The organism is uncultured Allobaculum sp., assembly GCF_948576815.1.
GTDB lineage: Bacteria > Bacillota_I > Bacilli_A > Erysipelotrichales > Erysipelotrichaceae > Allobaculum > Allobaculum fili.
In genome coordinates this window covers 13,913-28,555 of sequence record NZ_CAPAEZ010000030.1, presented here as the reverse complement: position 1 = coordinate 28,555, position 14,643 = coordinate 13,913, and the positions used below count along the sequence as shown (strand labels likewise).

The window sequence follows — 14,643 nt, the reverse complement described above, 5'->3', positions numbered from 1 at the left end:
AGCGTATCTAATATTCAGTCTCGCGTATACCCGTCGATTGTTTGACACTTACATAGTCGGATCCGACGGATTCAAAACAAAACGGCTTCAAAGAGGAAAGAAAACAATATTGAAGGACAGTCTTTCGTATATCTGGATATGAAGTGGCTGAAGAAAATGAGCGGACCGTTCTGTCTTTGTGCTCTGCTGCTCTTGTCGTCTTCGGGAAGACTTTCTCCGATGCCGTTAGATAAGCAGGCGCCCGATACGATTGAAGCGGAAATCAAAGGTGAAGTCGTCGCTCCGGATGTTTACACGATCAAAAATGGGGCGACGATTCAGGATCTGATTGCAGAAGCGGGCGGGGAAACCGAAGGCGCGGATCTTTCCCGCGTTTCCCTTCAGGAAGAAGTGAAAGCGCATGAAGTGATTGTGATCGCCAAAAAGAAAGCCGATCCCCAGGCGCAGCCGATTCGAATCACCATGGCAAGCAAGGAAGAACTGATGACTTTGCCGGGGATCGGCGAATCGACGGCGCAGAAAATTCTGGCGTATCGCGAAGAACATGGCTTTTTCAAACTGGAAGATCTGATGGAAGTGCCTGGCATTGGCGAAAAGAAGTTTGAAAAGCTGAAGGATCGAATCGCGCTGTGAGAAAACGGACACGAGCGCAGACAGTCGATCCAGCGGCTGCGGCTTTATCGGCCCGCTCAAATCGAGGACAGAGCCGCTGGAAAAATGGGTGGGAAAAAGGGAAAGCCTGGGCGAATGCACCAAAAGGCAAGGATGATGCGCCGTGGCTATGCCTGGCGATCGCTTTCTGGCTGATTTTATGGATTGATCGAGTCTGGCTCTGCGTGGCTGCCATTCTGGCAGGGGCCTTATGGCTGAACTGGCGATTTCGTCACGGCTGGCCTGTCCTGGTGTGGATTGGACTGGGCGCTTTCGCGATCGGTGTTCTCATGGGATCAGGCGCGGCTTCCCAGCGCGTGCCGCAGGAGGGAGAATACCGGATTTGTGAAATTCGATCCGGCTATGCGATGGCTTCGAATAAACGGGATTCGGTAATCGTTTATGAACCGGAATCATTCGTTCTGGATCAGACCGTGTTTCTTTCGGATTTTGAACGCATCCATTCGGCGGACAATATCGGTCTGTTCAGCTTTGGCCGCTACGTGGCGCAAAAGGGGATTTACTACAGCGCAGCCCCTCCAAAGGACGATCAGAATACTCCACAGGCGCAGAATCTGGCTCATCCAGAAAAAGCCAGACGACAGGAACCGGAAACGATAAAAGCCAGAGTCTGGCGCTTTGTAAATTCGAGACGAGCTGCGTCGCTGTATCGCCTGCTGATTTACGGGATAAACGACAAAGACGAACTGGACTGGATCGGGACGCTCGGACTGCCGCTGATGGGATTGCTGGGGGTAATAAAAAAGCGGCTGCCGAGAAGACTGTATAAACCGCAGGTCAGTCTGGCGGTGTTTGGAATTCTTGGCGGATTTGCGCTGATCGTTCCGGTTTCGATTTCCGTGATGCGCATGGCGGTATTTCTGATCGCTTCAACGCTCTTTGAAAATCGGGCTAAACGCCTGTCCTTTTCTATTCTGACTATGCTTCTGATCTGTCCGCAGTCTGCACGAAGCATGAGTCTGGTTTTGCCGGGCGCCATTTTGTTTTTTACGCGGTTTGTAGAAGGGAGCGGTCCAAAGCGCTTTGTTTCTTCCTGTGTCTGCGTTCTTTGCCAGATCGCCTTTACGGGCAAGGTCAATTTGTTTTTCCTGCTGGCCTTTACGTGGCTGAGGCAGCTCTTCGGGTGGCTTTTCCTGCTGAGTCTGCTCGGTCTGTTCTGGGAAGAGTGGGGCACGGTTCTGGAGAAGGGCCTGTCGTCTCTGGATGTTTCGTTTGAAGCCTTCGATCTGCATGGAATGGCACCGCTCTGGTATTTCGTGCTGCTCTGCATGGTGCTGATGGCGATCTGCTGGAAATGGAGCAAGGGCAGAGTACTGCTTTGTCTGGTGCTCTTTGGCCTTTATCCGGCAATATGGCATTTTGATCCTTTTTATCACGTGTATATACTTTCCGTTGGACAGGGAGACGCCACTGTCCTGGTGGAGCCTTTCATGAAAAGCGTTGTTATGATCGATGCCGCCGGGCGATTTAATCATGACAATGCCTCCGAGCTGTTTATCCCGTTTTTTCAAAGCCGCCAGATTTCTCAGCTCGACGCGCTGATCGTAACGCATGGCGACTTTGACCATAACGGAGCGGCGGCTTCGCTTTGCGAACAGTTTCCCGTAAAGAAGAAGATCGAGGAAAGCGGCCAGATCGTTCCGGTCGACTATCCATTCGAACTGCTGCTGCCGCAGCGACAGGCCGATCCCGACGACGAAAACGATCAGAGCCTGATCAGCCGCTTCGCCTTCGACGGCTTTTTCTATCTTTGGACGGGCGATGCTTCGACAGCGATCGAAGAGCAGCTGCTCGATCGGTATGTCCTGTCTTCGGATGTGCTGAAACTTGGTCATCACGGCTCTTCGACGAGTTCTTCCTGGGACTTCATAAAAGAATGCGATCCCCAGCTGGCTCTGATTTCCGCCGGCTATAAAAACCGGTACGGGCATCCGTCCAATGAAGTACTTTTGCGCCTGAGCGAACTGGGCATTGATCGTCTGAATACCGCGGATCATGGCATGGTTCATCTGCAGAGTTTTCACGGCTGCATGAAAATTGAAACCGCCGATGGCCTGACGGCCTGGATCGGGAACAAAAAAGAAAAGGCAGCCTTGCCAAAACAGGAGACTGCCAGAGAAACAGATTCTTAGAGTTTGCGGTTTTACTGCGGATTGGAGAAAGCCCAAAGCTCGGAACACTCGCTAAGAACCGCATCGATGTCCCAGAGCGTATCGCTGTGACGGATGGAATTGGGGTCGTTGATGCGAAGCTGTCCATTTTCCAGACCGGTCGCCACGATGAAATGACCGGTTCGGGTAAATGTGCCCGGAAGCATGTGCAAAATAACAGGCTTGCCGGCTTCCAGCGCCTGCCGCAGCGCGTTCGTATCTACCGGCAGCGTTTCACAGTTCAGATCCAGCGCAGCAGCGGCTTCGGGAAAGAAGGCGGAGGAGGTGCCCATTCCGGAATAGTAATCGCCAAGCGCAACATCCAGATCGGTCAGAACCCGCGGCGTCAGGGTCGGATCCTGTTTGAGCCAGGAAGCGACCATCGACAGGCACGTCGGGCCGCATCCGCCCACCCAGATCATGGTATCGGCCAGCGGTTGCCAGCCCCAGCGTACGTCCCACTGTAAAAGGCGCGGGACGCTCTCCAGACTTTCCTGAAGGGAAGAGACAGGGGTCTGATACTGTGCGTCTGCCGATTGCGGCCAGGTTCGAATGAAATCGTATCGATCCGGATCGCGAAGGAAAAAGGCGAGAAGCGCATCGGTGTACTGATCGGCGTCCAGAAAGAGAACGTAGGCTTTCTGCTGATCGGGCCCAGGGGTTAAGGCAGCTTCCTTGAGCGCGTAAAACGTTTCGTCGCTAATCTGCTCCGGCTTTTCGCGCTGGTTAATTTTTTCTTCGTCCGGTTGCGTGCTCTTTTCCACGGTATCCCGCAGATGTACAGCCATCGTGGAAAGTGCATCCGAAAGAACGGTCCGGCTGGCCGAATTCTCTGCCTGCTTTTTTGCACTTGTTTTGGCCTGCAGTGCGCAAAAGCCAAAACTGCTCAGGCTGACCGCCGCAATCAGAAGGGTCATCGCCAGTGTCATCCCGGTTCTGGATGCACGCTTTGAAACCGTCTGCCTGGTTTTTAAAGAATTGTATTCTGCGTTTTCCGGCTTCATAAAAATTCTCCTTTTCGTTTTTAAATAGGATTTCTGTCTTTCGGTCAAATCATATTGATCCTCCCTGCAGAGTCTGGTCGGTTCAGAACAGGATGGCAGCCTGCAAAAAAACAGAGGCAGACGAATCGGCCTCTGTTCGTAATCAAGTACAGCTTTGCGGCTTCGGGTTTAAGCCTGCTTTTCGGAATCTTCGTCCTTATGAAGAATGTCCGTGAATTCTTCGCCGGTGATCGTTTCTTTTTCGTACAGATACTTGGCCAGTTCATGAAGTTTCATGACGTGGTCATTCAGGATCTGGTACGCCTCTTTGTAGGCTTTGTTGATCAGTTCGATCACTTCGCGGTCAATGGCTGCGGAAGTGTCAGAAGAGCAGGCGAGCGAAGTGTCGCCGCCAAGGTACTGGTTGTTGACCGTTTCAAGAGCGGTCATGCCAAACTGATCGGACATGCCCAGACGGGTGATCATCATGCGGGCCGTCTTGGTCGCCATTTCGATATCGTTGCTGGCGCCGGACGTGATGGAGTGGAAGATCAGATCTTCCGCGGCACGGCCGCCGCAGTACGTAACGATGCGGGAATACAGCTCGTCTTTGGTCAGCAGGTTGTTTTCTTCTTCATCCACCTGCATCGTGTAGCCGAGAGCGCCTTTGGTTCGCGGAATGATGGTGATCTTGTGAACCGGTGCGGCATCGGTGCAGTAGGCGGAAACCAGCGCGTGACCGATTTCGTGGTAGGCGACAATCATGCGTTCGCGCGGAGAAATAACTTTGTTTTTCTTCTGTTCGCCGGCAATGACGATTTCAATGGCTTCTTCCATATCGCGCTGGGTCACCTGTTTGCGTCCGTCGCGGACGGCGAGCAGAGCGCCTTCGTTAACGATGTTGGCCAGGTCGGCACCGGACGTACCGGCGGAAGCGCGGGCGATCATGTTGTAGTCGATATTCGGGGAGGTCTTGACGTTTTTGGCGTGAAGCATGAGGATTTCGCGACGGCCTTCAAGATCCGGCAGTTCAACCGGAATGCGGCGGTCGAAACGTCCCGGACGGGTCAGCGCCGGGTCAAGCGATTCCGGACGGTTGGTGGCTGCCAGAAGGACGATGCCCTTCGAGCCGTCAAAGCCGTCCATTTCCGCGAGCAGCTGGTTGAGCGTCTGTTCGCGTTCGTCGTTTCCGTTGAATCCGGAACCGTCACGCTTTTTACCGATCGTATCGATCTCGTCGATAAAGATAATGCAGGGCGCGTGCTTTCTCGCTTCCTTGAACAGGTCGCGAACGCGGGCAGCACCGCGGCCGACAAACATTTCCACGAATTCCGAACCGGCAATGAAGTAGAACGGAACGCCGGCTTCACCGGCTACCGCACGGGCCAGCAGCGTTTTACCAGTTCCCGGAGGGCCGACTAACAGCGCGCCTTTTGGCATTTTCGCACCGATTTCGGTGTACTTTTTCGGTTCGTTCAGGAAGTCGACCATTTCCTGCAGGTTCTGCTTGGCTTCATCCTGGCCGGCAACGTCCTTGAACGTCGTGTGGGTCATTTCGCCTTTATAGACTTTGGCATTGGATTTTCCCATGCCCATATTGCCGAATCCGCCAAACGGGAATCCGCCACCGGAGCCGCCGTCATCATCGCCGTCGTCATCCGATGGATTGGTGAACTTGAAATCCGCGGATCCGGAAGACATTCTCTTTCGCATGGAGCGGAAGAGCCACCAGACCATGCCCCAGATGAGAATCCAGGGAAGCAGGGAAATCAGAACGCTTACGAAGACGTTGTTTTCCCGCTGCGGAATTTCTTCAAACTTCACATCCCCTTCGATCATGCGGTCCACCAGACCGGGATCGTTGATGAGGGTTGTGGTGTAGACTTTGTTTTCGTCGCCTTTCAGCGTATAACGGGCGGTATCGCCGCTGATCTGAACTTCATCCACTTTTTTGTCCGTAACTTCCGAAACAAACTGAGAATAAGGCACAGCCGAAGAAGAACGGTTAAAAACTGTGGAGGGAAAAAGCAGAAGGCAGAAAACAATGATCATCGCAAAGGTGAGGATCAGATATTTCAGGTTCTTGCTGGCGGGCTTTTTCGATCCGCCATTTTTGTTTTGAGAAAAGTTCATGGAACCTCCATTCCAGGATTCGAACGCGGTTCGATCCGGGGGCTGTTTGAATGAATCCTATTATGACGCAGAATTAGCACAAGTACAGTAAGAGTGCCAGCCTTCGTCAATTTCACAAAATTTGGATTTTTTCTTCGAAAAGCGGGTAAGAAGGTCGGAAGAAAAATTTATCCATTCTCTGTAACAATATCGTACCCATCTGTTTCAGTCCTCAAAAATGAACGACAAAATCCTGTCTTGCAGAAGAGAACAGTTTGAAGATACAGGTCCAGAACGGCTTTGCCAATGGAAGAAATAGAGAATACCTCTCAACAATTTCTTAAGACAGACCGATAAGGTTTGCCCTTGCGCAGGAAGCCTGCCGCAGCCCTTTATTAGAGCGAAAATAATAAGGTACACAGGTCCGGTATCTATCGCGGATCTGATCGTTTTTTCGTACAGAATGACAGGAGTTTTGCCCGAAAACGGGAAGAGAAAACCAAAAATAAAGCAAAACGCTCGCGATACGCTCATGCTGAATATAGAAAAAGACGTTTCGTTCTTTCAAATACGCACGACAATGTATTTTCAGCAACAGACGTTGTTTTTAAAAAGAAAACCGTGTCATTTCCAAAAGCGAAACGCCGACAGGCAAAGGATTTTAAGGGGATCCAGGCGAACGAAAACAGGGGAAAAGAGAAAGCGGCTGCGCGCTGTGGGCAGGCGGCAGTGTACAAAAGCAGGGAATTTGAGAAAGGAGACGGAAATGAAAAAAGGACGAAAGATTTTGTCGGTGATCTTCTCGCTTTCGCTGCTGAGCCAGCCATACTCCATTTATGGAACGTCCGGCCCGAATGCACAGGAAGAAACGCTGCCTGAAACCGGAGAAGTCCGGCCAATGATTGAAGCCCTTTCGCAAAGCGCCGATCCAGATGCGGTCCTGTCGGCTGACTCTGAAGCGGCATCGCAGCCGCAGGAGAGCGTGCGAAAGAAGGCGAGCAGCTATCGCTACGCAGACGGATCCCGCGGCTTTTTTGCGTATCGAAACCAGAGCGAGGCGCTCCAGATTCTGAACGAAAAAGCGGCGTATACCGAAATGGGCGCCGAACACGACGCGACCAGTCTGAAAAACATGCTGAAGTCGCTGGATATTCTCGAGGATGCCAACACGATCCGACGCTTTCTGGACAAGAGCGAATACAGGATCACGGACGCCCTGATGGCGCATTCGCAGATTCGGGCCAACTGGTCGTACGATCAGTATCACGAAAACGAAAATTACGATCATGCGCCCCTCGACTGGGTATCCAAGCCCGCCGGCTGGATCAGCTGGGCGGAAAACCTCGATAATTTTGGATCGCCCGATCTCGACATGCTTCAGAGAGGCAATCTGGCAATGCCGCGAAATTCCTTTGACGGCTGGTATTACTACGAAAAGGAACGGTACGAAAGCACAGCGGGAGCCAGTCTGGACGATCCGACGTATGGCCACTATGCGAACCTGATTCAAAATTACGCGTATGCCGGCGCGGCGTACATTCCCTTTGAGGACTACCGCGGACAGGAATACGGTACGGAACTGCAGAACTTTATGAATTATCGAAGCGCACCCGCGCAAAGCTATACGGTCGCGCAGTATCGCCGGCTTTTAGAAGACTATATTCGCCAGCTGCCCGACGCCCCGCTCTTTGTGAATGCAGTACTTTCCAATGTGCCAGACTGCACGTATACCGGCGAGGCGCAGACACCGGCAGCAACGGTCACCCTGGTCGATGCCGTTCTGATCGAAGGCCAGGACTATACCCTGCAGTATCAGAACAATGTGAACGCGGGAACCGCCACAATCATCGCGACGGGATGCGGCAAGTATTCCGGAACCGTACGAACGACGTTTGAGATTGCGCCCAGATCCATCGAATCGGGATCCGTTTCGGGAATGCCGGGAATGGTGCGCAGTCTGGCCGAACTCGAAGCGGCTGACCTGCAAGTCGAATGCGACGGCCATCAGCTGGTCAAAGGTGTCGACTTCACGGTGGAATGCGAAGAGCTGCCGCTGGGCGACAATTATCACACGCCGTATCAGGCGATGATCCGCGGGATCGGTAACTACTGCGGCGAGAAGCAGGAGCCTGTATTCGGCCCCATGCGCATCGATGTGCTGGCCGATACGTATCCCATTGCGGATGTCACGTACACGGGAGAACCGCTCACTCCGCCGGTAACGCTTTCCTACGGACGCATTTTGCAGGAAGGTGAGGATTACACGCTACGTTATGTGAACAACTGCAACGCGGGGGAAGCCTCGGTCGTCATCGAAGGCATCGGCAGTTATGGCGGAACGATTACCCAGACGTTCCAGATTCGTCCCGAGTCGATCGGCAATGCCGTCGTCTCCAGTCTTCCCGAATCCGTAAACAGTCTGTCTGAACTTCAGAACGTACAGCCGTACGTACAGAACGGCTTCACGCCGCTTATCGAAAATCAGGATTACACGGTGGCGCGCGAACAGGTGACCAGCGCGCAGGGAACCGATTATTTCCGTCTGACGATTACCGGCAAAGGCAATTACAAAGGAAAACTGGTTCGAACCTGGGGCGGACCGAAGACGCTCGAAAATGCGTGGATGTCCAGTCTGGACGATCTGATCTATACCGGAAAGGCGCTTCGGCCCCGTCCAAACCTCTGGTTTAACGAAACCCTGCTCGTGGAAGGCCAGGATTACCGGCTTCACTATACGAACAATGTGAACGCCGGCGAAGCGACGATCACCGCGATCGGCATGGGAGACTATTCCGGATCGCTTTCCCAGACGTTCCGCATTTCCATCCGCTCCATCAGCAACGGCGTCCAGATTGAGGGAATTCCCGATTACGCGGATCTCGATCAGCAGATCGACGAAGACGATCCGATTCTGGTCTGTGACGGCGTGGAAATTCCCCGCAGCGACTATACGGTGGACCTTTCGCGTGTCGAGTGGGAAGGGCAGGCGTACGTCTGGCGTTTTACCTTTACCGGCGTAAACAACTGCACCGGCATTTTGCATAATGCGGTCTACCGCAAGGAAGATCTGTCCAGACTTTCACTTTCCATCGACGATCAGACGTTTACCGGGCAGGAAATCCGTCCGGAAATTTCCGCGATTCTCGACGGCGTGCCGTTAAGCGAAAACTGGAACTACACCCTGCGCTTTCTGCACAATGTGCATGCTGGCACCGCAACCGTCATTCTGACGGGCATCGGCGCCTACGCGGGCGAAAAGCGGGTTGACTTCCAGATTTTGCCGGATACGGTACGGAATCTGGATATCGAGGTCGATCACGTACGCGAAATTCAGAACGCCCAGCAGCTTGAGGACAACATGCGCGTTCTCATCCGGGAAACCCGGCGGCCGGCCGATCCGGCCGACTACATCGCGGAAGTCGTTTCCGTCAATCTCGACACGCACCGCGCTGTGATCCGTCTGACGGGGAAGCGGGACTATACGGGTTCGCGGGAGTTCATTTTCGATATCGGCGGACCGAGAGAAGATGAAATCAGGCCGGAAGACAGCACGGCAATGTACCGTCTGTACAATCCGAACACCGGCGAACATTTTTACACCGCCGATTCGCGCGAACGGAATTATCTTTCGAGCATCGGCTGGAACGACGAGGGACTGGCGTGGATCGCGCCCGTACAGTCGCACACGCCGGTGTACCGTCTGTACAATCCCAACGCCGGCGATCATCACTACACGCCGGATCCGCAGGAATATATTTTCCTGCAAAACGCCGGCTGGCAAAGCGAGGGCATCGGCTGGTATTCCGATGACGCCAGAGGACAGGCGCTGCTTCGTCTGTACAATCCCAATACGACCGGCGCGGGCGCCCATCACTACACCACCGACGCGCATGAACGCGATTATTTGCAGAATATCGGCTGGAAAGATGAAGGCGTCGGCTGGTACGGAAAAGCTCAGTAGATCCGCCTGCAGGCGCTTCCTGCCCAAAATCAGTCCAGAAACACAGAAATACAGAAATACAGAAATACACAAACCTGGAAATCCAGAGATACAGATACACGAAAAGCCGGCCGCAGTCTGAACTGCGGCCGGCTTGGTTTATGTGCAGAGAAATGGATGGTCCTGGGCTAGTCGAATTTCTTTCGGCGCTTGGTGGACAGCTTCATCATTTCCTTCATCGTCCGGGAATCGTCATTTTTGAGCGCTTCCTTGAAGTCTTCAAGCGTGGTCTGGAACTGCTCGATTTCCTTGAGCAGCAGATCTTTATTGAGCAGGAAGAGTTCGCTCCACATTTCCTCATTAATGGAAGCAATGCGGGTCAGATCGCGGAACGAGTCGCCGGTGTATTCGACCAGATGCTCATTTTCGTGGGTATCCATCAGCGTAACGGCGATCACGTGCGTCAGCTGGGAGAGAAAAGCGATCATTTCATCGTGCTCTTCGGCGGAAAGAACGGAAATGTTCTTGCAGCCGAGGTCCTTGGCTAAAGAGCTGACCTTGACGATGCTGGACGCTGTGTTTTTTTCGTGCGGAATCAGGATGAAGTTGGCTTGCCGGAAAATTTCCGGATTGGCGAATTCAATGCCTTTGGATTCGCGGCCGCACATCGGGTGAATGGACATGAGCTCAAGGTCGTCGCGAAGAATTTCCTGAACCGGCTCCATGACCGCACGCTTAACGCCGCTGATTTCCAGCAGCAGCGTGCCGGGTGCAAAGTGGCTTTGCCATGCGGCGATCCAGTCTTTGAGCAGGGTGGGATAAATGCAGAAAATGACCATTTCACACTGGTTCAGACCGGAAGAGAAATCCGCAAAGCCTTCATCAATCCAGCCTCTTTCCTTAGCCTGACGAAGGGAATGTCCGTTGGGATCGAAACCGAGAACCCGCCAGCCGAGTTCCTTCATGCGTCCGCAGAAGGACCCGCCCATTACGCCAAGACCGACAACACCGACAGTTTTCATGAACGTACTACCTTTCCTTTCAAAGCCAGAAGATCGTTAAAGAAATGCGGATAGCTTTTCGTGACGGCCTGGGCATCCTGAATCTGTTCAGGACTTTTCGCGCAAAGACCGAAAATGGCCATTGCCATGGCGATGCGATGATCGTTATGGCTGTCGACGACAGCCGGATGATCGAGACAGTAGGAAGACTGGCCATGAATAATAATTTCGTCTTCCGTACTCGTAATGTCCACGCCCCATTTGCGCAGTTCGTCTTCCATCGCCGCAATCCGGTCACACTCTTTGTAGCGCAGCCGGGAAGCGTGAGTAAGAACGGTTTCTCCCGGGCAACAGGCGCCGAGCACGCAAAGAATCGGTCCAAGATCCGGACAGTCGGCTAGATCAAAGGTAAAGCCGTGCAGCCGGCCTTTGACAGCCTGCAGGCCCTGACTGGTCCAGTGGAGCGTTCCGCCGGCTTTTTCGATGGCCTGTGTGATGACGGCATCGCCCTGCAGGGAATCGGGATTAAGACCTTCGACGACAATGGACGCGCCCAGGGCGCCGGCTACGAGAAAGAATGCGGCCTGCGACCAGTCGGCTTCGATGCTTACGCTGGCCGGCTGATAGTGCTGATCGGGCGTGATGCGATAGCCGTTTTCTGAGGGCTCTTCGATGTGAACGCCAAACGTCTTCATCATGTCCGCGGTCAGGCGCACATAGGACTGGGACTGATACGGCGGAAGCACCGCGATTTCCGCGCCGCCAATAAGCGGTGCACTCATAAGCAGTCCGGAAATGAACTGGCTGGAAATGCTGCCATCGAGCGTGAACAGACCGCTTTTTAAAGGGCCCTGGAACGTGATGGCTTCGCCGGACTGTTCAAATTTCAGATTCTGTTCGGCAAAGATGTTCGCATAGACGCCCATCGGCCGGGAAAGCAGGGACGGCTTGCCCAGAAAGCGGACTTCCTCCGGACCGGCAGCGGCGATCGGAATCAGAAAGCGGATCGTCGAGCCGGATTCAAAGGCATCCAGCACTGCCGGCTTCTGGGGATCGTTTTTTGCGGGATTGCATCCGCGAATATGAAGGGTACGAAAAAGCGGGCCAGAGCCGGGGTCTTCTTCAATGTGCGCGCCTAAAGCCTGCAGGCAGCCGATCGTGGCTTCCATGTCCTTGGAATGGCCAAGATGGGTAATGACGGATTCGCCGTCGGCCAGACCGGCGCAGATCAGGGCGCGGTGGCCGAGCGATTTGGAAGGCGGAACGCGAAGCGATCCTTCAAGATCGGAGGGTTCAATCCAGACTTTCATTACACAGTCTCCTTTCCATCCCCTGCAGAGGGCTGCGGTTTCGAATCGGATTTTCCAGAAGCAGGCGCTTCAAACGGGCGCAGCGCTTCCTTAGTCATCCACAAATCGAGCAGACAGAAGGCGGTCATGGCGTCAACGACCGCTCTGGCCCGGTGAATAATCGCCGGATCGTGCCGGCCCTTGATCGCCAGCTTGACGTTCTGTCGGGTCTGATAGTCCGCGCTGTCCTGTTCGAGATAAATCGAGGGGGTCGGCTTGATGCACGTCTGAAACAAAATCGGCATGCCGTTGGTAATGCCGCCGTTGATGCCCCCGTTGTTATTGGTTTCGGTATACAGGTTTCCGCAGTCATCGGCCTGAATCGGGTCGTTGGCCTGCGAGCCCGTCATGGACGCAAAGCCAAAGCCGGCACCGAAGCTGACGCCTTTGATGGCGGGAATCGAGAAAAGCCCGTGCGAGAGACGGCTTTCTGCGGAGTCGAAAAACGGTTCGCCTACACCGGCGGGAAAGCCGGTAACGCCCGTCTGCAAAATTCCGCCTACGCTGTCGAGTTCGGCCGAAGCGTTTTCGATGACCTCCTGCATGCGCGCGCTCACTTCATCGTCCGCGGCTGGAAATTCCAGCGCGGAAAGCTTATCGAGCAGCGATTCGAGCTCGGCGGGGTTCAGACTGGCCATGGAAACGGCGTTGACATGACCAAGCTGGAGAATCTGGGTGCCGATGTGCACGCCTTTGGATTCAAGAATCTGGCGGCAGATCGCACCCGCGGCAACGACCGGCGCGGTCAGCCGGCCGGAAAAGTGACCGCCGCCGCGATAGTCCTGCCAGCCGTTATATTTTTCAAACGCGCTCCAATCCGCGTGGCCCGGACGCAGGCGCGTTTTAAGCTTCGCATAGTCCTGCGAGCGGGTATTGGTGTTTTCAATGAGAAGGCAGAGCGGGGTGCCGGTCGTATGGCCTTCGAAAAAGCCGGAGACGATCCGGACCTGATCGGCTTCCTGCCGCTTTGTGGATAAGGCGCCTTTGGCTTTGCGCTTTTCCATTTCAAAGTTCAGCTTGTCCAGATCGATTGCAAAGCCGGCAGGCAGTCCGTCCAGAACGGCACCGATCATTTCGCCGTGGCTTTCTCCAAAAATGGTCAGCGCAATCTGTTCACCGAATGTGTTTTTCATACGGATCTTCCTCCATCATCTGATCGAGATGCCCAACATCCCGGGTCTCAAAGCGGAAATGGCCGGGTTCATCGACGATGACGCAGGCGATGCCGGTATCGTTTCCTTTTTTGTCGCTGCGAATGAGGCGGGACGCTTCCTGACGGTCAAAGTCATGAATTTCCGGAAGATGGAGCTTCTCGTAAATGCGCAGCACGCGCTCTTTGAGTTGAGGATTTTCAATAAAGTAAAGCATGCCTGTCGCAACGCATTCGCCATGCAGATAGTCATGGTCCGGATAGCTGCCTTCAATGGCGTGGCCGATGGTGTGACCAAAGTTCAGCGCCTTGCGCAGGCCGGCTTCCTTTTCGTCCTGTTCGACGACGATCCGCTTCAGATCGATCGAACGGGCAATGATGGCGTCGATATCGAGCGTATCCTGTTCAAACATCGCGATGAGTTCGGGATCAAAGAGCAAACCCATTTTCAGCGCTTCGGCTAGACCGGCTGAAATCTGTCTCGCATCGAGCGTAGAGAGAACGTCGGGATCTATGATGACGGCTTTTGGCTGCCAGAAGGCGCCGACGATGTTTTTGACCGGTCCGAGATCGACCGCAGTCTTGCCCCCGACGGAAGAGTCGACCTGCGAGAGAACGGTCGTGGGAATGTTATAGAAATCAATGCCGCGCATGTAGCAGGCAGCAGCAAAGCCAGCCATGTCGCCGGCGACGCCGCCGCCCAGCGCGATGGCCTGACTTTTGCGGTTGAGACCGGCATTGCACATAGCGATCAGCAGCTGTTCGAAAGTCTGCAGATTTTTCGAACCTTCGCCCTGCTCAAAACAAAAAACGTCCAGATGATCAAACTGTCCTGCGGCCAGATCCACCCATTTTTTTGGGATCCCGGAATCGCAGACCAGAATCGACGGACGGCTGGTCTCAAGGCGTGAAGAAAGGTTTTGCAAAGCTCCGCGCTCAATCCAGATGGGATACGAGGAGCCGGGAAGATTTACATTCAGTTTCATAATCGGTTTCCTTTTTACACGCTATTTTAGCATTCCTTTACACGACATCCGAATATCGGGAAGGATCGCCCGGACAAATTGATTTTTAAATGCACCAAACGGTCATTTTAAAGCCGCTGGAAAAGAGAAAGACGAAGACCGGAAAATCCGTTCGATTCCGGTCGAACCGGCCTGGCGAACGAAGGAGATGCGAGAACGAATCCGCCCGAATAGGCTCTGCGCTTCTTTCTTTCGTGCGGTTCGGGTGATTCGTGCACATCCGCCCATAAAAAAACGCCAGCCTGAGCTGGCGCGATGGGC

General features: G+C 53.9%; 9 protein-coding genes. 3 read left to right on the top strand and 6 right to left on the bottom strand.

The annotated features are described in order from the left end of the window. The first annotated feature begins 138 nt into the window (after positions 1-138). Complete coding sequence (locus Q2J39_RS05760) at positions 139-633, top strand: ComEA family DNA-binding protein (protein ID WP_288820830.1); 495 nt, start codon at positions 139-141, stop codon at positions 631-633. Further along, positions 630-2,804 (top strand): ComEC/Rec2 family competence protein, encoded by a 2,175-nt coding sequence (locus Q2J39_RS05755; RefSeq protein WP_288339348.1) that lies wholly within the window; start codon positions 630-632, stop codon positions 2,802-2,804. Before Q2J39_RS05760 ends, Q2J39_RS05755 begins: the two co-directional genes overlap by 4 nt. Before the next feature lie 11 nt (positions 2,805-2,815). Here the strand turns inward: Q2J39_RS05755 and Q2J39_RS05750 are convergent, their stop codons facing one another. Further along, positions 2,816-3,826 (bottom strand): C39 family peptidase, encoded by a 1,011-nt coding sequence (locus tag Q2J39_RS05750; RefSeq protein ID WP_288339350.1) that lies wholly within the window; start codon positions 3,824-3,826, stop codon positions 2,816-2,818. A 168-nt stretch (positions 3,827-3,994) separates the two neighbouring features. Further along, the gene (ftsH, locus tag Q2J39_RS05745; protein ID WP_288339351.1) at positions 3,995-5,938 is read right to left on the bottom strand and encodes an ATP-dependent zinc metalloprotease FtsH; all 1,944 of its coding nucleotides are present in this window, start codon (positions 5,936-5,938) and stop codon (positions 3,995-3,997) included. A gap of 745 nt (positions 5,939-6,683) precedes the next feature. Here ftsH and Q2J39_RS05740 point away from each other — a divergent pair. After that, positions 6,684-9,878, top strand: coding sequence for a hypothetical protein (locus tag Q2J39_RS05740; RefSeq protein ID WP_288339352.1), 3,195 nt, complete (start codon positions 6,684-6,686; stop codon positions 9,876-9,878). A 167-nt stretch (positions 9,879-10,045) separates the two neighbouring features. Here Q2J39_RS05740 and Q2J39_RS05735 read toward each other — a convergent pair whose 3' ends face one another. Genes Q2J39_RS05735 through Q2J39_RS05720 form a run of 4 tightly spaced genes read right to left on the bottom strand, consistent with a single transcriptional unit; the run spans position 10,046 to position 14,343 of the window. Next, a complete protein-coding gene (locus Q2J39_RS05735) occupies positions 10,046-10,879 on the bottom strand; it encodes a prephenate dehydrogenase (protein WP_230266483.1) in 834 nt (277 codons plus the stop codon). Next, entirely contained in the window at positions 10,876-12,168 is a 1,293-nt protein-coding gene (gene aroA / locus Q2J39_RS05730) for a 3-phosphoshikimate 1-carboxyvinyltransferase (RefSeq protein ID WP_288339355.1), read from the bottom strand. The genes Q2J39_RS05735 and aroA overlap by 4 nt, the downstream gene beginning before the upstream one ends. Next, entirely contained in the window at positions 12,168-13,340 is a 1,173-nt protein-coding gene (aroC, locus tag Q2J39_RS05725) for a chorismate synthase (RefSeq protein ID WP_230266487.1), read from the bottom strand. The genes aroA and aroC overlap by 1 nt, the downstream gene beginning before the upstream one ends. Next, entirely contained in the window at positions 13,321-14,343 is a 1,023-nt protein-coding gene (locus tag Q2J39_RS05720; RefSeq protein WP_230266488.1) for a 3-dehydroquinate synthase family protein, read from the bottom strand. Before Q2J39_RS05720 ends, aroC begins: the two co-directional genes overlap by 20 nt. Positions 14,344-14,643 lie beyond the last annotated feature (300 nt).